The organism is Phenylobacterium aquaticum (assembly GCF_022695515.1).
Lineage (GTDB): Bacteria > Pseudomonadota > Alphaproteobacteria > Caulobacterales > Caulobacteraceae > Phenylobacterium > Phenylobacterium aquaticum.
The window spans coordinates 58,581-79,880 of record NZ_JALDPT010000020.1 but is presented as its reverse complement, the minus strand read 5'-3'; the positions used below and the strand labels follow the sequence as shown (position 1 = coordinate 79,880).

19 protein-coding genes are annotated in these 21,300 nt (G+C 70.1%); 9 read left to right on the top strand and 10 right to left on the bottom strand.

The window, feature by feature from the left end; genetic code table 11:
- Window positions 1-23: 23 nt before the first annotated feature.
- Complete coding sequence (locus MQH10_RS15400; RefSeq protein WP_242564912.1) at window positions 24-635, top strand: GNAT family N-acetyltransferase; 612 nt, start codon at window positions 24-26, stop codon at window positions 633-635.
- A gap of 47 nt (window positions 636-682) precedes the next feature.
- Window positions 683-2,341 (top strand): putative bifunctional diguanylate cyclase/phosphodiesterase, encoded by a 1,659-nt coding sequence (locus MQH10_RS15395; protein ID WP_242564911.1) that lies wholly within the window; start codon window positions 683-685, stop codon window positions 2,339-2,341.
- On the opposite strand, the gene MQH10_RS15390 is transcribed toward MQH10_RS15395, so the two are convergent.
- Window positions 2,338-2,931 (bottom strand): YqgE/AlgH family protein, encoded by a 594-nt coding sequence (locus tag MQH10_RS15390; RefSeq protein WP_242564910.1) that lies wholly within the window; start codon window positions 2,929-2,931, stop codon window positions 2,338-2,340. The genes MQH10_RS15395 and MQH10_RS15390 overlap by 4 nt on opposite strands.
- 90 nt (window positions 2,932-3,021) lie before the next feature.
- Here MQH10_RS15390 and MQH10_RS15385 point away from each other — a divergent pair, with 90 nt between their 5' ends.
- Window positions 3,022-3,504 carry a peroxiredoxin gene (locus MQH10_RS15385; protein ID WP_242564909.1) on the top strand — a complete coding sequence of 161 codons (483 nt, stop codon included), beginning with the start codon at window positions 3,022-3,024 and terminating at the stop codon, window positions 3,502-3,504.
- Window positions 3,505-3,507: 3 nt separating this feature from the next.
- On the opposite strand, the gene MQH10_RS15380 is transcribed toward MQH10_RS15385, so the two are convergent.
- Window positions 3,508-4,104 (bottom strand): DNA-3-methyladenine glycosylase, encoded by a 597-nt coding sequence (locus MQH10_RS15380; RefSeq protein WP_242564908.1) that lies wholly within the window; start codon window positions 4,102-4,104, stop codon window positions 3,508-3,510.
- A gap of 14 nt (window positions 4,105-4,118) precedes the next feature.
- Here MQH10_RS15380 and MQH10_RS15375 point away from each other — a divergent pair, with 14 nt between their 5' ends.
- Window positions 4,119-5,300, top strand: a complete 1,182-nt coding sequence (locus MQH10_RS15375) for an amidohydrolase family protein (RefSeq protein ID WP_242564907.1) — start codon at window positions 4,119-4,121, stop codon at window positions 5,298-5,300.
- Here MQH10_RS15375 and MQH10_RS15370 read toward each other — a convergent pair.
- On the bottom strand, window positions 5,297-5,989 hold the full coding sequence (locus MQH10_RS15370; RefSeq protein WP_242564906.1) for a DUF1223 domain-containing protein: 693 nt from the start codon (window positions 5,987-5,989) through the stop codon (window positions 5,297-5,299). The genes MQH10_RS15375 and MQH10_RS15370 overlap by 4 nt on opposite strands.
- Before the next feature lie 178 nt (window positions 5,990-6,167).
- Here MQH10_RS15370 and MQH10_RS15365 point away from each other — a divergent pair, with 178 nt between their 5' ends.
- Window positions 6,168-8,315, top strand: a complete 2,148-nt coding sequence (locus tag MQH10_RS15365; protein WP_242564905.1) for a hybrid sensor histidine kinase/response regulator — start codon at window positions 6,168-6,170, stop codon at window positions 8,313-8,315.
- Here MQH10_RS15365 and MQH10_RS15360 read toward each other — a convergent pair.
- From MQH10_RS15360 to MQH10_RS15350, 3 genes are read right to left on the bottom strand one after another with little or no spacing between them, the layout of a single operon-like run.
- Window positions 8,312-10,051 carry an acyl-CoA dehydrogenase family protein gene (locus MQH10_RS15360; protein WP_242564904.1) on the bottom strand — a complete coding sequence of 580 codons (1,740 nt, stop codon included), beginning with the start codon at window positions 10,049-10,051 and terminating at the stop codon, window positions 8,312-8,314. The two genes, MQH10_RS15365 and MQH10_RS15360, sit on opposite strands and share 4 nt — an antisense overlap.
- A 12-nt stretch (window positions 10,052-10,063) precedes the next feature.
- Window positions 10,064-11,134, bottom strand: coding sequence for an LLM class flavin-dependent oxidoreductase (locus MQH10_RS15355; RefSeq protein WP_242564903.1), 1,071 nt, complete (start codon window positions 11,132-11,134; stop codon window positions 10,064-10,066).
- On the bottom strand, window positions 11,131-12,051 hold the full coding sequence (locus tag MQH10_RS15350; RefSeq protein ID WP_242564902.1) for an aldo/keto reductase: 921 nt from the start codon (window positions 12,049-12,051) through the stop codon (window positions 11,131-11,133). Before MQH10_RS15350 ends, MQH10_RS15355 begins: the two co-directional genes overlap by 4 nt.
- A gap of 36 nt (window positions 12,052-12,087) precedes the next feature.
- Between MQH10_RS15350 and MQH10_RS15345 the strand changes: the two genes are divergently transcribed.
- The 3 genes from MQH10_RS15345 (at window position 12,088) to MQH10_RS15335 (ending at window position 17,005) form a co-directional block, all read left to right on the top strand.
- Complete coding sequence (locus MQH10_RS15345; protein ID WP_242564901.1) at window positions 12,088-13,164, top strand: Gfo/Idh/MocA family protein; 1,077 nt, start codon at window positions 12,088-12,090, stop codon at window positions 13,162-13,164.
- A 75-nt stretch (window positions 13,165-13,239) separates the two neighbouring features.
- Complete coding sequence (locus MQH10_RS15340) at window positions 13,240-14,484, top strand: MFS transporter (protein WP_242564900.1); 1,245 nt, start codon at window positions 13,240-13,242, stop codon at window positions 14,482-14,484.
- Between the two features lie 388 nt (window positions 14,485-14,872).
- The gene (locus MQH10_RS15335; RefSeq protein ID WP_242564899.1) at window positions 14,873-17,005 is read left to right on the top strand and encodes a TonB-dependent receptor; all 2,133 of its coding nucleotides are present in this window, start codon (window positions 14,873-14,875) and stop codon (window positions 17,003-17,005) included.
- Window positions 17,006-17,066: 61 nt separating this feature from the next.
- On the opposite strand, the gene MQH10_RS15330 is transcribed toward MQH10_RS15335, so the two are convergent.
- From MQH10_RS15330 to MQH10_RS15315, 4 genes are read right to left on the bottom strand one after another with little or no spacing between them, the layout of a single operon-like run.
- Window positions 17,067-17,693: a 2-dehydro-3-deoxy-6-phosphogalactonate aldolase gene (locus tag MQH10_RS15330; protein WP_242564898.1), complete on the bottom strand. Its 627-nt coding sequence runs from the start codon at window positions 17,691-17,693 to the stop codon at window positions 17,067-17,069.
- Entirely contained in the window at window positions 17,690-18,592 is a 903-nt protein-coding gene (locus MQH10_RS15325; protein ID WP_242564897.1) for a 2-dehydro-3-deoxygalactonokinase, read from the bottom strand. Before MQH10_RS15325 ends, MQH10_RS15330 begins: the two co-directional genes overlap by 4 nt.
- Window positions 18,592-19,338: an SDR family NAD(P)-dependent oxidoreductase gene (locus MQH10_RS15320; protein ID WP_242564896.1), complete on the bottom strand. Its 747-nt coding sequence runs from the start codon at window positions 19,336-19,338 to the stop codon at window positions 18,592-18,594. The genes MQH10_RS15325 and MQH10_RS15320 overlap by 1 nt, the downstream gene beginning before the upstream one ends.
- An 8-nt stretch (window positions 19,339-19,346) precedes the next feature.
- Window positions 19,347-20,216, bottom strand: coding sequence for an SMP-30/gluconolactonase/LRE family protein (locus MQH10_RS15315; RefSeq protein ID WP_242564895.1), 870 nt, complete (start codon window positions 20,214-20,216; stop codon window positions 19,347-19,349).
- A 135-nt stretch (window positions 20,217-20,351) separates the two neighbouring features.
- On the opposite strand from MQH10_RS15315, the gene MQH10_RS15310 reads away from it, so the two are divergent.
- A complete protein-coding gene (locus tag MQH10_RS15310; protein ID WP_242564894.1) occupies window positions 20,352-21,287 on the top strand; it encodes a phytanoyl-CoA dioxygenase family protein in 936 nt (311 codons plus the stop codon).
- The last annotated feature ends 13 nt before the right edge of the window (window positions 21,288-21,300 follow it).

The window sequence follows — 21,300 nt, the reverse complement described above, 5'->3', positions numbered from 1 at the left end:
AAATCAGGCGAGGCTCTGCGCCCATGGCCCTGCTGGACTGGATCGCGCCGGAAAGCGGCCTACGCGTCGATGGCGACGGCATCTATCTGCGTCCGCCCAAGGCCAGCGACTATCCCGAATGGCGCGACCTGCGCTCCCGCTCGCGGGAGTTTCTGCAGCCTTGGGAGCCGACCTGGCCGGCCGACGATCTCAGCCGCGCGGCCTTTCGGCGCAGATTGACGGCTTACGCCCGCGACCGGGAGGTGGGATCGGCCTATCCGTTCTTCGTGTTCCGCGCCCAGGACGGTGCGCTGACCGGCGGCATCACCCTCTCCAATGTCCGCCGCGGCGTCGCCCAGATGGGATCGGTCGGCTACTGGTGCGGGAAACCCTATGCCCGCCAGGGGCTTACCCTTCGCGCGGTCCGGGCCCTGGTGCTGTTCTCGTTCCGCAGTCTGGCCCTGCACCGCCTGGAGGCCGCCTGCCTTCCGGAGAACCAGCCCTCGCGCCGGCTTCTCAACCAGGCCGGGTTTTCCGAGGAAGGCTTTGCTAAGGCTTATCTGAAAATTAACGGCGTCTGGCGCGATCATGTCCTGTTCGGGCTCGTCTCGCCGCTTCGCGCGCACGACGGGCCGGAAGAGGGTGTGTCGGTCTAGAGCAAGTACCCGCTCACCGGCGGGTTGTGGCCGGAAGTCTTGAGGCGATGCCGAACGACCGTTGGATCTGGGACGCCACGACGACGCTGGAAGCGTTGGGCGCCGCGGACGTCGCCCTCTGGCTCTGGGAGCCGGAGCGGGACCGCCTGCGCGTGACCGGCGCCTCGCGCGCCCTGGGCCTCGGCCCGCTCGCCCCCGAATGCTCCTCCGCCGCCATGCGCGCGCTCGCCATGCCCCAGGACCGGGCCATGGCAGAGGATATCCTGCGCGTCCAACCCCCCGGCTGCGAGATCGCGGTGCGCCTGCGGATGCGCGGCGCCGGCACCTGCATCTGGCGCGGCGTCTGGCTGGAGGAGGGCGTCCGGGCCGCCGGCGTGGTGGCGCCCGAGACCAAGTTCGCCGCCTCCGACCAGGACCAGCTGACCGGCCTGCTCGATCGCAAGAGTTTCGTCACCCGCGCCCGCGAGCGGCTGCAGAGCCCCGGCGCTCACGAGCTGGTGGTCGCCGACCTCGACCGTCTGCGCCGCCTCAACGAGGCGCTCGGCCATGAGCGCGCCGACCTGGTGCTGGCCGCGCTCGGCTCGCGCCTGGCCGCCGCCTTCGCGCCCGGCGTCCTGCTGGCCCGGGTGGGCGAGGACGAGTTCGCCGTGCTGGCGCCCGCCGGCCGGGTCAGCGCCGCAGAGACCCTGCGCGCGGCCCTGGAACAGCCCCTGCGTATCGCCGGCTTCGACATTCACCCGACCCTCTCCATCGGCGCCGTGGAAGCCCAGGGCGGCGAGGACGCGCCCGAGGCCGCCGAACTGCTGCGACGGGCGGAACTGGCCGTGGAATCGGCCAAGAGCGGCGGACGCGGCGGGGCGGCCGCCTATGGCCGCACCATGGAAAGCGACGGCCTGTCGCGCCTGGCCATGGAAAGCGATCTGCGCGGCGCCATCGGCCGCGGCGAGCTCACCGCCTTCTACCAGCCCATCGTGCGGCTCTCGACCGGCGCCCTGTCCGGCTTCGAGGCCCTGGTCCGCTGGCGCCATCCGCGCCGGGGCCTGCTCAATCCCGACCAGTTCCTGCCGCTCTGCGAGGAGATGGGGCTGATGAGCGAACTGGGCGCCCTGATGATGCACGAGGCCGCCCAGCAGCTGGCCGTCTGGCGCCGCGATCACCGGGCCGCCGGCGAGCTGACCGTGGCGGTCAACCTGTCGACCGGCGAGATCGACCGGCCCGACCTGGTCGACGACGTCAAGCGCATCCGCCGCGAGACCGGCCTGCCGCCCGGGGCGCTCAAGCTGGAGGTCACAGAGGGCGATGTCATGCGCGACCCCGACCGCGCGGCGATCATCCTGGGCAAGCTGCGCGAGGCCGGCGCGGCCCTGGCGCTGGACGACTTCGGCACCGGCTTCTCGTCGCTCAGCTACCTGACCCGCCTGCCCTTCGATACGCTGAAGATCGACCGCTATTTCGTGCGCACCATGGCCACCAACGAGGGCTCGGCGAAGATCGTCTCCTCGGTCGTCAAGCTGGGCCAGGACCTATCGCTGGAAGTGGTGGCCGAGGGCGTCGAGAACGCCGGCATGGCCCGCCAGCTCCTGTCGCTCGGCTGCGACTACGGCCAGGGCTTCGGCTATGCGCCGGCCCTGTCGCCCCAGGAGGCCGAAGTCTATCTCAACGAAAGCTATGTGGACGGCGCAGCCCCGGTGAAGGCCCGCGGCTAAGCCCGCCCCGCCGTCGCCGTCAGCAGGCCCGGATCGACGCCCAGCTTGGCCAGAGCCATGTTCCACTTGTGACCGTAGTCGTCGCCGAACAGCAGGGTCTCGTCCGAGGCGCAGGTCAGCCAGACATTCTCGCGGATCTCGCGCTCCAGCTGGCCGGCGCCCCAGCCGGAATAGCCGAGCGCCAGGATCGAGCGCCGGGGCGGCGGGATCTGGCCGGCCATGGCCTCCAGCGCCTCGCGGGTGGCGGTCAGCGCCACGCCCTCGCCGATCTCCACCGTGCCCTCGGCGGCCTTGTAGTCGTCGGTGTGAAGGACGAAGCCGCGCTCCCGCTGCACCGGTCCGCCCATCAGCACCAGGCTCTCGGGCACGGCGATGGCGGCCTCGATCTCCAGGCGCTGCAGCAGGTCGGGCACGGTCAGGCCCTCGACCGGGCGATTGACCGCCAGGCCCACGGCGTGGGTCTCGTCGTGGATGCAGACATAGATCAGGGCGCGCTCGAATCGCGGGTCGCCGATGCCGGGCATGGCGATCAACAGCTGGCCGGTCAGGAAGCCCGTGTCGTCCATGATCATAGAATTGTCCCGGCTCATGACCCTTTCAAGTCCACGGCGGCCGATTGGACGTTGAAGCTTCGTCCAGCGCTGTTATCTGGGCAGGAACAACATCCACGGAGAGACGCCATGACCATCAAGGTTGGTGACAAGCTGCCCGCCCTCACCCTGACCGCCGGTACGTCCGAGGGCCCGCGCCCGATGACGGTCGACGAGATCTTCAAGGGCAAGACCGTCGCCCTGTTCGCCGTGCCCGGCGCCTTCACGCCCACCTGCTCGGCCAAGCACGTGCCCGGCTACATGGAGCTGGCCGACCAGATCAAGGGCAAGGGCGTCGACACGATCGCCTGCCTGTCGGTCAACGACGCCTTCGTGATGAAGGCCTGGGGCGCGGACCAGAAGGTCGGCGACACCATCCTGATGCTGGCCGACGGCTCGGGCGAGTTCACCAAGGCCGTGGGCCTGGAGATGGACGCCTCGAAGTTCGGCATGGGCCAGCGCTCGCAGCGCTATTCCATGATCGTCAAGGACGGCGTGGTCACCGAGCTCAATGTCGAGGCCCCGGGCGAGTTCAAGGTCTCGGCCGCCGACTACCTGCTGGCCCAGCTCTAGGACCTAGCCTTTCGGGAACGGCCGGCTCAGGAACCTTGAGCCGGCCAGACCGAACCGCCAGGGGGTCTCGACCCCCTTGGTGAGGCCGATCCGCGGCCCCACGACGATCTCGATATCCTGCATCGACGGTTTCAGCTCGAAGGGCGCTTCGTCCAGCGGGGCGCTGTCCTGCGCCCGCGTGACGGCCAGAGCCTGGCACAGCCGGCCCGGCCCGGCGCACAGCAGACCCAGGGCCTCCGTTCCCCGCCGCGCCCGCATGATCTCGATCCCCGCCGTCGGCTCCAGGGCCCGGATCAGCACCGCACTGCCCGGGGTCTCGCCGCAGACGACATTCAGGCACCAGTGCAGGCCGTAGGACCGATAGACATAGGCCCGGCCGATCGGCCCGAACATGGCCGCGTTGCGCGGAGTCGGGCCGTTGAAGGCGTGACTGGCCGGATCCTCGTGATGATAGGCCTCGGTCTCGACGATCACCCCGCCGACCCCGTTCACCGTCAGGGTCATGCCGATCAGGTCGCGGGCGACCAGGGCCGGATGGCGCGCGAACAGCTTGACGCCAGGTCCCCTTGGGTCCGAACTGCCGGAAAGATCAGAACTCATCAGGGAAGAACGCCATGGCTTATGTTGAGGGTCAGACCATCCATGACGCCGACAGTCATGTGATGGAGCTTCCGGGGGCCATCATCCCCTATGTCGAGGCCGGCCGCCGCGCCGAATTCGCCGAGAAGACCGCCGCCAAGAACACCCTGGTCGAATGGTCGGCCAAGGCCCAGGCCCTGCATGACGATCCCGAGTTCCGCGCCGGCGACGAGGCCAATCTGCTGCTGCGTAAGAACTTCCAGGCCATGGGCTCGTTCCGCAACTCAGACCGGCCCAAGGCGCTCGACCTGCTGGGCTTCACCAGCCAGCTGGTGTTCACCACCGCGGCTCTGGGCAATTACGGCCTGGAGGAGATGGGCGAGGTCGAACTCGCCGTCGAGGGCGCCCGGGCCCACAACCGCATGATGACCGACTTCTGCTCGGTCGACCGCCGCCTGCTGCCGACCGGCTATGTCACCCTGGTGGACCTGGATCGCGCCGCCGACATCGCCCGCGAGGCCATCGAGATGGGCTGCAAGGGCCTGATCATCCCCTCGCGCCATCCGCCGCATCATTCGCCCAGCCACATCGCCCTCGATCCCCTGTGGGCCGTGGCCCAGGAGGCCGGCGTGCCGATCCTCTTCCACGTCGGCGGCGAGGAGAAGATGCACGAGGCCTATTTCAACAATGGCGGGCCGCGCGTGCTGGACTTCCACGGCGGGGCGGAGAACTTCACCTCGACCAGCTTCATGACCATCCCGATCTCGATCTGGCAGACCCTGTCGGTGCTGGTGATCGACGGGGTCTTCGACCGCTTCCCCCGGCTGAAGTGGGGGGCGATCGAGCTGGGCGCCTCGTGGCTGCCCAGCCTGATGCGGTTCATGGACTCCGGCGCGGCGGCCTTCGGCAAGGAGGAACGGCTGCAGAAGCTGTCGGCCAGGCCCAGCGAGATCCTGCGCCGCCAGCTGCGCGTCACCCCCTATCCGCACGAGGACACCGCCTGGATCATCGCCAATTCCGGCGAGGAAATGTGCCTGTTCTCCTCCGACTTCCCGCACGTGGAAGGCGGCCGCAATCCGCTGAAGCGGTTCAATGACGCCCTGGAGGGGGTGAGCGAGACCGCGAAGCGTCGCTTCTACCGCGACAACTTCATCGACCTGATGGGGGCGGGCCTGGACGCCAGCCTGCACGACCATCCGGCGCTTGCGGCGGCCTAACCCCGCCCCGCCGCCAGGATTGGGCCGCCGGGGCCGGACTGGATCAGGACGGCGGTGCTGAGGGCGCCGTTCGTCGCCGCCGGCAGGGGGTAGGTCGCCTGGCCGCCGGCGTAGTCGCCCAGCTTGGTCAGCTCCCGCACCACGTGGGTGATCGGCAGGGTCTTGCCGCCGTTCTCGCCGCGCTTGACCGGCACGCGGACAGTCTGCGGCTCGTAGCGGACCAGCCAGACCTGGGCGGGGCGCGGGAGGCGCTGGCCGGCGGTGATCGCGACGCGGGCCTGGCTCGCGGAGATCTGGATGACGGGGCCCGGGGCGGCCGGCGCCTTGCGCAGCGCGCCCTCGATCTCGCCCATGGTGGTCCCGACCACATCGACGCGGCCATTGACCACCACCTGGGGCGTCCAGACCCCGTCATGGCCCAGGCCCTTGGCGTAGTCCTGCTGGCGGGCGGTGAAGGCCTTCTGGGCGAAGGTGTCCTTCCAGCCCAGCTGGTCCCAGTAGGTGACCCCGAAGCTGAGGGCCAGAATGTCCGGCCGCGCCGCCAGGGTCGCCAGATTGGCGTCGGCCGGCGGGCAGGAGGAGCAGCCCTGGCTGGTGAACAGCTCGACCACGGTCAGGGGCTGGGCCTGGGCGGCGCCGGCCAGGGCGAGGGCGGCGGTCAGGGCCGCGGCGGCGAAGCGAAGGGACATGGTTTCCGTCTCCTGGCCCCCGGGCGCTCCGGCGGGTTTCCAGCTGAATACGGTCCGGGCGGCGGCGAGGTTACAGCGCCGCTCAATGCTGCGTAGCAATATGCCGCACCCCCCGGTTAGCAAAGCTCTGAGGCGCCGTGGGGCAAATCGGCGGATCGAAGCTCATGCAGAGGAGCCCATGACTCAAGACCCGGCGCACAGTTCATCCGCCGTCCCCGCCCCCCCGCGCGCGTCGCTGGGGGTGATGCTGGACGAGGCGGCCCTGCTGGTGCACCGCGTCACGGGCTCCAAGCTGCTGCTCGATGTGGCGGCCGGCGGGCTCTCCCTGATGCTGCTGCCGGCCCGGCTGGTGGGCCTGTGGTTCGCGATCGGCCTCGCCATCGAGGCCTGGCTCTGGGTCTCGGCCCGCGAGCAGGCGCGCGGTCGCAAGGTCGGCGCCCTGCGCCGCGCGAGCTTCGTGGCCAGCTTCACCGCCAATAACCTGTGGTGGCTGGCGATCGGGGTGCTGTTCTGGAACTCCGGCACCCTGGAGGGGCAGGCCACGGCCCTGGTCGTGGCGCTCAGCGTCGTCGCCCTGGCCGCCTGCCTGGTCTACAGCTCGCCCGTCGTGTTCATGGTCGCCGGCGCGGCCCCCGCGGTCGGGGCCATGGCCATGATCAGCCTGCGCGACGGTCACAGCCTCCTGCAGCTCGCCCCGATCTGGGCCGCGTCCTGCCTCAGCCTGATCTTCGCCTTCAGCCGCGCCAAGGAGACCCCTTCGGCCCAGGCCGCCCAGCGCCAGCTGAAGGAGAGCCTGGATCAGTACCGGATGCTCGCCGACAACGTCACCGACGTTATCGCCCGCACCGACATGGACGGCCGTCACATCTATCTCTCGCCCTCCTGCCGGACCGTCCTGGGCTTCGCGCCGGAGGATCTGCTGGGCAAGGTGGTCGACGACGTGATCGCGGCGGAGTCCGTGCCCGAGGTCGACGCCGCGGTGGCCCGGATGAACGCCAGCCCCGGCGAGCCCCTGGTCTTCACCGTCCGCTTCCAGCACAAGGACGGCCGCTGGCTGTGGCTGCAGACCCACGCCAAGCTGCTGGTGGAGGAGGGCGTTCCGGTCGGCGTCGTGCATGTCAGCCGCGACATCACCGACCAGGTCGCCACCGCGCGCGCCCTGGAAGAGGCCAAGGCCGAGGCCGAATCCGCCAACCAGGCCAAGGCCGAGTTCCTGGCCAATATCAGCCACGAGATCCGCACGCCGATGAACGGGGTGCTGGGCGCCCTCCACCTCCTCGACGCCGAGCCGATCTCGGCCGAGGGCCGCGAGCTGATGCGTCGGGCCAATGACTGCGGCCGCATGCTGTCCCAGCTGCTCAACGACGTGCTGGACTTCTCCAAGATCGAGGCCGGCCAGCTCGACCTGACGCCCGAGCCGATGAGCGTGGTCGCCGCGCTCGAGGGGGTAATGGGCCTGCTGGGGACCGACGCCGCCTCCAAGGGGCTGGATTTCCGCGCCGAGGTCCAGGGCCAGGACCTGTGGATCGAGGCCGATCCCCTGCGCCTGCGCCAGGCCATGTTCAACCTGCTGGGCAACGCCATCAAGTTCACGGCCTCAGGCGGGGTCACGGCCCGACTGAGCCTGAGGGCCGTCTCCGACGGCACCCGCCGGGTGCGGCTGGAGGTTCAGGACACCGGCATCGGCATCGCGCCCGCCGTCCAGTCCAAGCTGTTCGAGCGCTTCCGCCAGGCCGAGGGCTCGACGGCCCGGCGGTTCGGCGGCACCGGGCTCGGCCTGTCGATCACCCGCGCCCTGGTGGAGATGATGGGTGGCCATATCGGCTTCTCCAGCCGCGAGGGCCAGGGCTCGACCTTCTGGATCGACTTCGTGGCCCCCGCCGCCGAGCCGGTGGCCGAGGCCGCCCTCCACGACCAGGTGCTCCAGGGGTTGCGGGTGCTGGTGGTCGAGGACAACGCCACCAACCGGCTGGTCGCCCGCACCCTGCTGGGCCGGCTCGGCGCCGAGGTGGCCGAGGCCGAGGACGGCGCGGCCGGGGTGGAGGCCGCCCGGGCCGGCGCCTTCGATCTGATCCTGATGGATGTCCAGATGCCGGTGATGGACGGGGTGGAAGCCACCCGCGTCATCCGCAGCCTGGGCGGGGCGGTGGCCGCGGTCCCGATCATCGGGCTCACGGCCAATGTCATGGTCCACCAGCAGACCGCCTATCTGGCGGCCGGCATGAACGGCGTGGTGGCCAAGCCCATCTCGGCCGCCGCGCTGCTGACCGAGATCGCCCGCCTGATGACCGAGACCGAGGTCGCGCCCGAGGCCCTGACGGGCTAGCTGCCCAGCACCTCGGCGGACAGGCTCTCCAGGTCGGCGCCGCCGTCCATGACGCCATCGGCGAGGCCGGGCGCCTGGGCGAGAATCTGGCCGGCATAGACCCGGGCCAGCGCCGCCTTGCTCTTCGACCAGGCGTCGTCGCCCTCGGCGACCAGCAGGGCCTGGCGGCCCAGCATCCAGCCGCCGATCACGTCGCCGGCCAGCTTCAGATAGGCCGTGGCGCCCGACAGGGCGTCGGGGCCCTTGTGGGCCAGCATCCAGTCGGTCGCCCGCTCCAGGGCGGCGACCCCGGCGTCGAGCCGCTCGCCGACCTGCTCCAGCCCGGCGGCGGCCTTCAGATCACGGACCGTCTGGTTCATCTCGGCGCACAGCGCGTCCATGACGGCGCCGTCCTGCATGCCGAGCTTGCGGCCGGCCAGGTCGATGGCCTGGACGCCGTTGGTGCCCTCATAGATCGGGGCGATGCGGGCGTCGCGGTAGTGCTGGGCCGCGCCGGTCTCCTCGATGAAGCCCATGCCGCCATGGACCTGGACGCCCAGGGAGGCGACCTCGACCCCCACATCGGTGGACCAGGCCTTGGCGATCGGGGTGAACAGCTCCTGGCGGGCCTTGGCGACGGCGCGCTCGGCCTCGGTGGGGGCGAGGCGGGCGAGGTCGGCCAGCACCCCGGTGGTGATGCAGATGGCGCGGGCGGCCTCGATCTTGGCCTTCATCAGGGTCAGCATGCGGCGCACATCCGGGTGGCCGAAGATGCCGTCGCCGCCCCAGGCGGTGCGGCCCTGCTTGCGCTCCTGGGCGAAGGCCAGGGCCTGCTGGAAGGCCCGCTCGGCGATGGCCACGCCCTGGACGCCGACCTGCAGCCGGGCGGCGTTCATCATGACGAACATGTGGGCGAGACCGTTGTTCAGCTCGCCGACCAGCTCGGCCTTGGCGCCCTCGAACAGCATGACGCAGGTGGGCGAACCGTGGATGCCCAGCTTGTGCTCGATCGAGCCGGGGCGCAGGTCGTTGGGGTCGCCCAGCTGGCCCTGGTCGTCCACCAGCCGCTTGGTGGCCAGGAACAGGCTGATGCCCTTCACGCCCGGAGGCGCGTCGGGCAGGCGGGCCAGCACCAGGTGGCAGATGTTGTCGGCCGCGTCGTGGTCGCCCCAGGTGATGAAGATCTTCTGGCCGTAGAGCCGGTAGCCGCCTTCGCCGTCCGGCTCGGCGCGGGTGGTGACCGCCGCCAGATCGGTGCCGGCCTGGGGCTCGGTCAGGTTCATGGTCCCGGTCCACTCGCCGGAGACCAGCTTGGGCAGGATCAGGGTCTTCTGCCGCTCGGTGCCGTGCAGGGCCAGCGCCTCGATGGCGCCCTGGGTCAGCATGGGGCACAGACCAAACGCCATATTGGCGGCGTGGGTCATCTCGAACACCGCCAGCTCCATGGCCTTGGTCAGGCCCTGGCCGCCGAATTCCGGATCGGCCGACAGCGAGTTCCAGCCCTGGGCGACAAAGGCCTGATAGGCGGCCGCAAAGCCCGGCGCGGCCGTGACCTTGCCATTGGCGTACTTGGCCCCGACCTGGTCGCCGCCCCGGTTCAGGGGCGCGAGCTCGCTCTCGCAGAAGGCGCCGGCGGCCTCCAGCACGGCGGTGACGGTGTCCTCGTCCAGTTCGGCGAAGGCCTGGCCGACCAGGGCCGGATGGCCCGCGGTCTTGAGCGCGAGGGCGAGGCTGCGGAGGGGAGCGCGATAGGTCATGGGCAAGCCTGATCAGGCGATGTTGAGCGGGGCGTGGTCCAGCCGGGGCAGGACGTGGCGGGCGAACAGGTCGGCCTCGGCGGCGTGCGGATAGCCCGACAGCACGAAGGCGTCCATGCCGAGCGCGCGATAGGCGTTCAGCTTGGCCAGCACCTGGTCCGGGTCGCCGACGATGGCGGCGCCGCAGCCCGAGCGGGCCCGGCCGATGCCGGTCCACAGATTGTCCTCGGCATAGCCGTCATGGCCGGCCCCGGCGCGCAGCTCCGCCTGGCGGCGCACACCATAGGAGGCGCTATCCAGGCTCTTGGCGCGGATCGCGTCGCCCTCGGCGTCGTCGAGCTTGGAGAGCAGGCGGCTGGCCGCGTCGCGGGCCTCCTGCTCGGTCTCGCGCACCACCACGTGGACGCGGTAGCCGAACTTCAGCTCCCGGCCGTGCTTGGCGGCGCGGGCCCGCATGTCGGTGACGATCTCGGTCACCGCCGGCAGGGTGTCGGGCCACATCAGATAGACGTCGGCCGCCTTGGCCGCGGCCTCGCGGGCGTCCTCGGACAGGCCGCCGAAATAGAGCGGCACCCGGCGCTTCAGGGTCTTGGAGATCCGCGGGGCGTCCAGCTTGAACCTGTAGAACTCGCCCTCGAAATCCACCGCCTCGCCGGAGAGGAACAGGTTCAGGAGCTGCATGATCTCGACCGTGCGCTGATAGCGCGGGGCCGAGGCCAGGGTCTCGCCGGGCATGTCGGAGGAGATGATGTTCACGGTCAGGCGGCCGCCCATCATCTGGTCGAGGGTGGCGATCTGGCGGGCCAGCTGCGGCGGCCACATCTCGCCGCAGCGCACGGCCAGCAGCAGCTTCATACGCTTCAGCATCGGGGCGATCGCCGCGCAGAAGGCGGTGGAGTCGATGCCCAGCGCATAGCCTGACGGCAGCAGCAGATTGTCATAGCCCGCCGCCTCGGCGGTCAGCGCGATGTTGCGGCAGTGCTCGAAGCTCGACTGCAGCATCGGGTCGGGCGCGCCCAGGAACTCGTAGTCGTCGTCGCAGAGCGCGCTGAACCAGGCGACTTCGCAGGGGTTGAGGGTCATGGCAGGGGAACTCCTCTGGCGGCGGTGAGCACGGCGTACCATTCGGCGCGGGTGAATTGGACCTTCAGGGCGTCGGCGGCCTCGCGGATGCGGGCGACCTGCTGCGAGCCGACGATCGGGATGGCGCCCGTCGGGTGGGCCATGATCCAGGCATAGGCGGCCGCGGTGGTCGACACGCCGGCGCGCTGGGCTACGGTGGCGAGTTCGGCGGCCACGGCCAGGGCCTTGGCCTCCTTGGGCTCGGCCAGGCGGCCCTGGGCGAGCGGCGACCAGGCCAGCACGGCGTAGTTCCGCTCCAGGGCCTGGTCCAGCACCCCGTCATAGAGGCCGTCGATGGCCAGCGCCGAGAACTCCGGCTGGATCGAGGCGAGCGGGAAGGGCAGGTGGGCGGCGAGCGCCGCGGTCTGGGCCGCGGTGTGGTTCGACACCCCGAACTCGGCCACCTTGCCCTGGGCCCGGAGCGTCTCGAACGTCCGGGCGATCTCGGCCGGATGGGCCAGGTGGTCCGGGCGATGGATCTGCCAAAGATCGATCCGCTCGACGCCCAGTCGCTTCAGCGAGGCCTCGACAGCCGAGACCAGATAGTCGGGGCTCGAATTATAGGGCGTGCCCATCTCGATGCCGCCCTTGGTGGCCAGCACGAAGCAGTCGCGCAGGGCCGGCGCCTCGGCCAGCACCCGGCCCAGCAGGGCTTCGGCGGCGCCAAAGGGCTCGCCATTGTCGGGGCCGTAGATGTCGGCGGTGTCGAGCAGGTCGAAGCCCGCCTCCAGCGCGGTCTCCACCAGGGTCCGGGCGGCCTTCACGTCGGCCCCCTTGAAGCGCCACATGCCCCAGGCGATGGGGGCGACGGTGAGGCCGCTCTTGCCGAGCGCGCGGCGCCCGTGCGACAGGCCAGGACTGCTGACGGTAGGGGTCAAGACCACCCTCCGAGCTGGAATTGAGGGGACGCGATCATGGAAAAGCTGCGCTTCGGCATCGTTGGCGTTGGAATGATGGGTCGCGAGCACATCCGCAACCTCAAACTCCACCCCGAGGCGGAGATCGTGGCTTTACAGGACCCCGTCCCGGAGTGCCTGGAAAAGGGCGTCAAGCAGCTCGGTCGGCCGGTCGCCACCTATGCCGACATCCCGACCATGCTGGCCGAGGCGAACCTCGACTGCGTGCTGGTCGTCTCGCCCAACTACACCCACAGGAAGGTGCTGGAGCCGCTGTTCGCCGCTGGCCTCAACATCCTGTGCGAAAAGCCGCTCTGCACCACCATCGAAGACGCCCGCTGGGCGGCCGACCAGGCCAAGGCGCTCAAGGCGGTGTTCTGGACCGGCATGGAATACCGCTTCATGCCGCCGGCCGCCCGCTTCATCCAGGCGATCGAGGGCGGCGATGTCGGCCGGCTGGTGCAGCTGTCGATCCGCGAGCACCGCTTCCCCTTCCTGGTCAAGGTCGGCGACTGGAACCGGTTCTCGCGCAACACCGGCGGGACCATGGTCGAGAAGTGCTGCCACTTCTTCGACCTGATGCGGCTGATCGTGAAGGCCGAGCCGGTGCGGGTGTTCTGCTCCGGCGCCATGGACGTCAATCACCTGGACGAGCGCTATGACGGCGAGCGCCCCGACATCATCGACAACAGCTTCACGGTGGTGGACTTCGCCAATGGCGTCCGCGCGCTCCTGGACCTCAACATGTTCGCCGAGGGCTCCGAGGAGCAGGAGGCCCTGACCGCGGTGGGCGACGTCGCCAAGCTCGAGGCCTTCATCCCCTCCGGCGACCTCGTCCATTCGCCCCGCGTGCCGCTGGGCCAGCCCAAGCGGCCGGTCCGCACCCATGTGCCGGTCGACCCCACCATCCTGGAGGCCGGAACCCACCACGGCTCGACCTATTACCAGATCGCGGCCTTCATCGACGCCGTGCGCGGCCGCGGCCCCGTCCAGGTCACCGCCGAGGACGGCCTGCGCGCCGTGGCCATCGGCGTCGCCGCCGAGACCAGCGCCCGGGAGAAGCGCGTGGTCGAGATGTCGGAACTGGGCTTTTAGCTTGGCGTCCCCGGCGCGACCGGGGATGATCGCGAAAGGTCACCAGCGCAAAGCCGGGACGAACGGGGCGGGGACATGACGGACATCTCAAAGGTGGAGACGCCCAGCCTCGCGGAGCAGCGGCGCTGGTTCCTGCTGGGCCTCGTCATCCTGGCCGGCATCCTCAACTATGTGGATCGCCAGGTGATCGCGGTGCTCAAGCCGATGATCGAACAGGACATGGGCTGGAACGACGCCGACTACGGCCAGCTCGCCTCCCTGTTCCAGCTGGCCGCCGCGCTCGCCTATGTGGGCACCGGCTGGATCGTCGACCGGCTGGGGGTCAAGTGGTCGACTCCGGCCGGGGTCGCGGCCTGGAGCCTGGCGGCCATGGCCCATGGGTGGTCGATGAGCTTCGGCCAGTTCGCCGCCGCCCGGGTGGCCCTGGGGGCCACCGAGTCCATGGGCACGCCCTCCTTCGTAAAGACCATCGGCGCCCTGTTCTCGGCCCGCATGCGCTCGGTCGCCTTCGGGATCTCCAACGGCGCCGCGAATGTGGGGGCCATCGTCACGCCGCTGGTCCTGCCGGTCCTGGCCTTGGCCATCGGCTGGCGCGGCTCCTTCCTGCTGGTCGGCGCCATCGGCTTCGTCTGGGTGCTGCTGTGGCTGACCGCGACCCGCGGCGTCACCTTCGCCCGCACGGCGCCCGAGGTTCCCCAGACCACGCTAGCCGGCCTGCGCGAGCTGCTCTGGGACCGCAAGACCTGGGGCGTGGCGGGCGCCAAGGCCCTGTCGGACCAGGTCTGGTGGCTGCTGCTGTTCTGGGCCCCGGACTTCTTCCACCGGGTGTTCGGCCTGAGCGTCGCCCAGCTCGGTCCGCCGCTCGCGGTCGTCTACGGCATGGCGGCCGCCGGGTCGCTGGCGGCCGGATGGATCGCCGCGCGCCTGGTCGCCCGCGGCCACAGCATCAATACCGTGCGCAAGGGCATGATGCTGGTCTGCGCCCTGCTGGTGACCCCCGTGCCGCTGGCCATCTATCTGCACAATCTGTGGGCCGCGGTCGGCTTGCTCGGCCTGACGCTCGCCGCCCACCAGGGATTCTCGGTCAGCGTCTTCTCGACCATCGCCGACATCACGCCCAAGGCCCGGGTCGGCTCGGTGACCAGCTTCGGCGCCCTGTGCGGCAATTTCGCCGGCATGGGCATCGTCCTGCTGGCGGGTGAGATCCTCAACGCCGGCCTGGGCTATGCGCCCCTGCTGATCATCGCCGCCGCCTCCTACCTCCTGGCGCTGGGCTGGCTGCAGCTGTGGCTTCCCAGGCTCACTGCGGCCGAGACCTGACCCCGCGCCGTTGCGGCGGGGGGATACCGGCGTTACATCAAGGCGACTTCGTTGACCGGACCTACAGGCCGGCGGCGGATCCATCGGGGGGGAAACGGCGGCCCAGGCCGCGGGGACCCATTCAGAAAAAGCCCACGGGCGAAAAGAATATCTTCGTATTCCTACCGTTCATATGGGGATAAGCGAGCCCCTCGATCGGCGGGAAAAGCCGAAGTGAAGGGGAAATTCGAATGCATATCCATGGCTCTCAGGCTCATGCCGAGGCGCGCGGGCGGCCAAGTCCGCTCGCCTGCGCGCGCTGTTCGTCAGCGTCGCTCTGATCTCGACCGCCGGCGCCGGCGCCGCGGCGGCCGCCGAATCCGCGGCCGCCACCACCATCGACGAGCTGGTGGTCACCGCCCGCTTCCGCGAGGAATCCCTGAACAGCGTGCCGATCGCGGTCACGGTGGTCAGCGGCGATCAGGTCACCGCCCGCAACCTCAACAATCTGGGCGACATCGCCCAGGCCGTACCGACCATCGACTTCCGCACCGGCGCGTCCAACAAGGACCGCACCGTGTTCGTCCGCGGCGTCGGCACCATCACCACCTCGCCCGGCGTCGAGCCGTCGGTCTCCACGGTCATCGACGGCGTGGTCCTGGCCCGTCCCGGCCAGTCCACCCTGGACCTGATGGACCTGGAGCGCATCGAGGTGCTGCGCGGCCCGCAGGGCACCCTGTTCGGCAAGAACGCCTCGGCCGGCGTGCTCAACATCGTGACCAAGAGCCCGACCGCCGACACGCAAGGCTATGTCGAGGCCGCCTACTACGACAACGCCGAGTACCGGCTGAAGGCCTCGGTCTCCGGCAAGCTGATGGAGAACGTCAACGGGCTCGTCTCGGTGATCGGCGCCCGCTACGACGGCAACGTCACGGACGGCCTGCGCGGCGGCAAGATCAACGGCTACAGCCATGACGGCGCCCGCGTGAAGCTGATCGCCACGCCCACCGACAACCTGACGCTCACCTTCGGCGCCGACTTCGTTCAGGGCAAGGAATCGACCCCGACCGGCGTCTTCGTCTCCACCAACCGGGTCGCCTATCCGACCGGCGTGGTGACCGCCAATCCGAACCTGGCCGCCTTCCTCGCCAGCTACGGCCTGACGGCCAGCGCCAACAACAAGACCGCGCTCGCCGGGGTGGGCTCCACCGTGAAGGACCGCAATGGCGGCCTGTCGCTGGAAGCCGACTACAAGGCCGGCGACTATGTGCTGACCTCGATCACCGCCTACCGGTACTGGAAGAACCACCAGCTCCAGGACTTCGACCAGCTGCCGACGCTCAACGCCAACTTCCCCAGCGCCATCGACAACGGCCTGGTGGACTTCAAGCAGAGCTCGCAGGAATTCCGCCTGACCTCGCCCAAGGGCGGCTTCTTCGACTATGTGGCCGGCGCCTACTACATGCGCGCCGAGACCAATGAGGTCTATCGCCGCGACCTGACCCGCATCGTCGCGGGCGCGACGGTCGCCGACACCGGCACCGCCCGTTATGGCACCAAGGGCACGAACTACGCGGTCTATGGCGAAGGCAACTTCAACTTCACCCCGACCTTCCGCGGCATCCTGGGCGCCCGGGCGATCTGGGATCAGCTGGACTATTACCACGCCCGCGTCTCGACCCCGCTGGTGGCGGTCACCGGCATCCGTCCCAACCATACCAGCTCCGGCTCGACCGACGAGAACAGCTGGAGCGGTCGGGTCGGCCTGCAATACGACCTGAAGCCCGGCTCGATGGTCTATCTGACCTATTCGCGCGGCTATAAGGGCCCGGCCTTCAACACCTTCTTCAACATGCAGGCGATCGACGAGATCGCTCTGAAGCCGGAGACTTCCAAGGCTCTGGAACTCGGCGTGAAGGGCAGCCTGTTCGACGGCAAGCTGTCGGGGGGCCTGGCCCTCTACGACACCAAGTTCGAGAACTATCAGGCCAACTTCAGCGACACGGCCGGCGGCGCCATCGTCACCCGCCTGGTCAACGCCGGTAAGGTCTCGTCCAAGGGCGTGGAAGGCGACTTCACGGCGCGTCCGATCGACGCCCTGCGGATCGGCTTCTCCTTCGCGCGCACCGACGCCAAGGTCGACCACTTCAACTGCCCGGTCGGCGCGGCGACCAGCTGCAACATCGACGGCCAGCCTCTGCCCTTCGCGCCGAAGTGGAAGACCCACACCGACGTGCAGTACACGATCCACGCCTCCGACGCCTGGGACGTGCAGCTGTCCACCGACTACAGCTGGAAGGACAAGACCCAGTACTCCCTCGGCGAGACCCCCGACACGATCCAGCCGGCCTACGGCATCTGGAACGCCGACGTCGCTCTGGTCGGTCTGGAGAACGGCTGGACCATCCGCGGCGTGGTCAAGAACCTCACCAACCAGCACTACTCGTCGAACATCGCCTATGGCTCGCTCGGCGGCGTGATCCGCTGGGTCCCGCGCGACAACGACCGCTACTGGGGCGTGAGCGTCCGCAAGGCGTTCTGATCCCGTCCGATCTGATCGGATCCGAGGAGGGGCGGTCGCGTCAGGCGGCCGCCCTTTTTCGTCAGTCCTTCAGCTCGCGGCTGGCGGCGACGGCGCGGGCGGCCTTCTCGGCGGTGATCTCTGGGGTCTGGCCGGCCTTGTAGAGCTCCGAGCCCAGGCCGAAGCCCTCGGCCCCGGCCTTCCACCACTCCAGCATATTGTCGGCGCCGACCCCGCCGACCGCCAGCACGGCGACGTCGTCCGGCAGCACGGCGCGCAGCTGGCGCAGGTGGCCGGGTCCATAGGTCGAGGCCGGGAACAGCTTCAGATGCCGGGCGCCGGCGGCGATGGCGGCGAAGGCCTCGGTGGCGGTGGCGAAGCCGGGCGCGGAGGCCAGGCCCAGCTCGACCGTGCGCTGGATCACGCTGGCGTCGGTGTCGGGCGAGACGATCAGCCGCCCGCCGGCCTGGGCCACGGCGTCCACCTGCCCCGGCGCCAGAACCGTGCCCGCCCCGCAGATGGCCCGACCGGAAAAGGCCGCCGCCAGCCGGGCGATGCTGATCAGCGGGTCGGGGGAATTCAGCGGCACCTCGATCGCCCGCACGCCGGCGGCGTAGAGGATTTCGGCATGCTCCAGCACCTCGTCCGGCGTGATTCCGCGCAGGATGGCGACCAGCGGACAGAGCGACAGGGCCTCGGCGAGTTTCATATCAGGCCTCCCATGCGGGCGAGGGCGAAGAGGCCGGCCCGCACCGCAGGCTCCCCCTCATGTCGTGTGACGGTCACCCCCCGCCGGTCAAGGGCGCGGGCGTAGCGGTCGCAAAGGGTCGCATCCCCGACCAGGGCCACGGGCGCGCCTTCCAGGCCCAGCAGGCGCGGCGTGGCCGCGACCTCGGCCCCGATCAGCAGGCCGGACAGATAGTCGGCCGTGCTCTCCTGGCTCGCGCCCTGGCCCGCCACCCGGGAGCGGGCGGTGTAGAGCCGGTTCAGCAGGCCGTCGCCGTCGGCGGCCGCCTCCAGCCCCTGGTCGAACACCGCCAGGTCCTGGCCCTGGCCGGAGCTCCTCAGGATCGAGTGGGCGCTCAGCACCGCATAGAGTTCGCCGGTGAAGGCGCTCAGGAAACGGACGATGCTGCCGTCCTCGACCACCAGCCACTTGCCGTGGGTGCCGGGCTGGCAGACCAGCCAGCGGCCGGTCTGGCGCGCGGGATCCAGCGCCACCCAGCCGAACACCAGGGTCTCCTCGCCGCGCAGCACGTCGCAGGCCTCGCCCAGCCCCTGGCAGCGCAGGCCGGGCGCGATCCAGGTCCGCTCGGCGACCTTCAGCAGGCCCGCGCCCACCGCCTCCAGCCGCGCGGGGCAATCCACATAGGGAACCGTCCGCCAGCCGATGTTCGATCCCACCCCCCCGCAGAGCAGGGCCGGCAGGGTCTCCGCCCCCAGGGCCGGGCGGACGTCCTCGCGGAACTTCGTCTCCGCCTCGCCGGGCGCGATGCGGTTGACCCCGAAGGGGAAGTCGCGGCGGTCGACCACCGCGCCCGCGGCGTCCAGCGTCCAGGCGCGCAGATGGGTCGAGCCCCAGTCGCAGGCCAGCAAGGCGGCGGCCATCAGGTCCGCCCCCCGTCGATCACATGGTTCTGGCCGGTGATGGCGCGGGCCTGGTCGGAGGCCAGGAACAGGGCGAGGTCGGCGATGTCGGCCGGTTCGATCCGGCGCTTCAGCGCCACCTGCTCCATCCAGGCGGCCTCGGCCTCCGGGGTCAGCCACAGGGCCAGCTGGCGCTCGGTCACCACCCAGCCCGGCGAGATGGCGTTGACCCGGATATTGTCCGGCCCCCATTCCCGCGCCAGCCCCTTGGTCAGCGCATTGACCGCCCCCTTGGCCGCCACATAGGCCGGCATGCCGGCCGGCCCCAGCAGGGCGTTGATCGAGGACAGGTTCAGGATCACCCCGCCGCCCGCGGCCTTCATGCCGGGCTGGACGGCGGTCGAGGCAAGGAAGGTCGGGTCCAGATTGACCGCCAGATGGGCCCGCCAGGCCGCCGCATCGGTCTCGGCGGCGACATGCCGGCTGTCATTGGCGACATTGTTGATCAGCACGCGGATCGGCCCGATCGCCTGGGCCGCCGCCGCGATCGCCCCGGTCAGGGCGCCAGCGTCGGTCACGTCGCAGGGCTGGAACCAGACGCGGCCCAGCCGCCCGGCGAGGGCCGCGCCGGCGTCCGCGTCGCGGTCGATGAAGCCGACCCTCGCGCCCTGGCCGTGAAAGGCCTCGACCAGGGCCGCGCCGATGCCGGACGCGCCGCCGGTGATGAAGACCGCCCGGTCCTTCAGGCTGGGATAGATCGCGCTCATGCCCCCTCCTAGCCCGCGAAGGCCGGCAGGGGCAGACCCTTCACGCCGGGCTCCAGGGCGAACACCGACCCGGCCAGGGGCTGGCCCGCCAGGGCCGCGTCGCTCAGGCCCTCCCGGGCGCTGGTGACATAGAGGGTGGTGAGGTCCGGCCCCCCGAAGGCGCAGCTGGTCGCCTGCTCGGCCGGCAGGGCGACGATGCGGTCCACCGACCCGTCGGGCGCGTAGCGCACCATCCGCCAGGCGCCCCACTGCACGTTCCAGAGATAGCCGTCGGCGTCCACCGCCGAGCCGTCCGGCCCGCCCGTCTGGCCGCTGATGTCCAGGAACACCCGGCGGTCGGCCAGCAGGCCCTCGTCGGTGATCGCGAAGGCCCAGATCACCTGAAGAGCGGAATCGGCGAAGTACATGGTCTTACCGTCCGGACTGACCGAGACGGTGTTGGCGATGTGGATCCCGTCCAGCACCTTGTGCGTCGTCCCGTCCGGATCGGTGCGGAACAGGGCGCCCGGCCGCTTGCCGCCGTCGTCGTCCATGCTCGACCACCACAGCCGGCCGGCCAGGTCGATCTTGCCGTCATTGGAGCGGAAGCCGTCACCCAGATCCATCCGCGCGACCAGCTCGGCAAAGCCTGTCGCCGGATCGAACCGGGCGATCCCCGCCTCGGTCGCCAGCACCAGCCCGCCCGCCGTCCGCGGCGCCGCCACGCTGGCCCGCCAGGGCAGCTCCCATCCGCCCCGCGACCCGTCGGCGTGGGCCAGCCAGTTGAGCCTGTGGCCCTTGATGTCGAACCAGTAGAGCCGCCCGTCACGGGCGTCCCACATCGGCCCCTCGCCCAGGATGTCCAGCCCCTCGGCCGCGCACCGCACCTCGTCCGACACCGCGCTCTCCTCGTCGCTTCAGGCCGCGGAGTTGGCGGGCTTCGGCGGGGCGCGTCAACGGGGGCGTCAGGCCGAGCGGTTTTCACTTGTCAGGTCCGAGGCGGCTGGGTCTCTTTGCGGAAGGGAGACAGACATATGGCCGCGGCGCAAAGCCTTCCGTTCACCGACCAGGATGTGGCGGAGTGGGACCGCGAAGGCGTCGTCCTGATCCATGACATGTTCACGCCCGAGGAATGCGCCGCCGTGCGCGCGGACTTCGACAAGGTGTTCGGGCGCGCCACCGGCGGCGACCAGGCGCTCGACAAGAAACAGCCCGGCCGGATCGGGGCCTTTCACCCCTCCCAGTTCAAGACCATCGAGATCGTGCCGATGGACTGCTCGCCGGCCCTGAACCTGATCGGCGTCCACCCGGCCCTGATCGCCTTCGCCAAGGCCGCCCTGAGGACCGACGCCGTGCATCTCTACCAGGCCCAGGCCTGGGCGAAGTTCACCGGCGATTCCGACTATGACCAGCCGTTCCATGCCGACTTCGTCAACCACACCCTGACCGTGCCCTCGGAGGATCCGGTCAAGAACTCGGTGACCATCTTCTCCTATTTCACCGACGTGACCGACGCCCATGGCGCGACCCACTATGTGCGGCGCTCCGACAGCGCCAGGATCGCCGGGCCGGAAGCCACCCTCAATTTCGACCCCGAGTTCCAGGCCGGCCTGCAGCGCGACCTGGCCAAGGTCTCCCGGTCGGCGGCCTCGCCCGCCGGGACGTCCATCGCCTATACGACCGACGTCTATCATCGCGGCACCAACCTGACGGCGCCCAACGGCCATCGCTACGCCTTCATGGCCTGCTTTAAGAAGGCCGGGGACGAGAGCATCGCCTTCACCCCCTGGGCCTTCCACAACGCCCGGCCCTGGGCGCGCATCTTCAATCACGCGACGCCCGAACAGCTCGCCTGCTTCGGCGTCCAGCCGCCCGGCGATCCCTTCTGGACCGAGACCACCCTGGCCCGCGCCCAGGCCCGCTATCCGGGCTGGGACCTCGGCCCCTATCGCGCCGCGTTGAAGGGATGATCGCCCCCTGCCG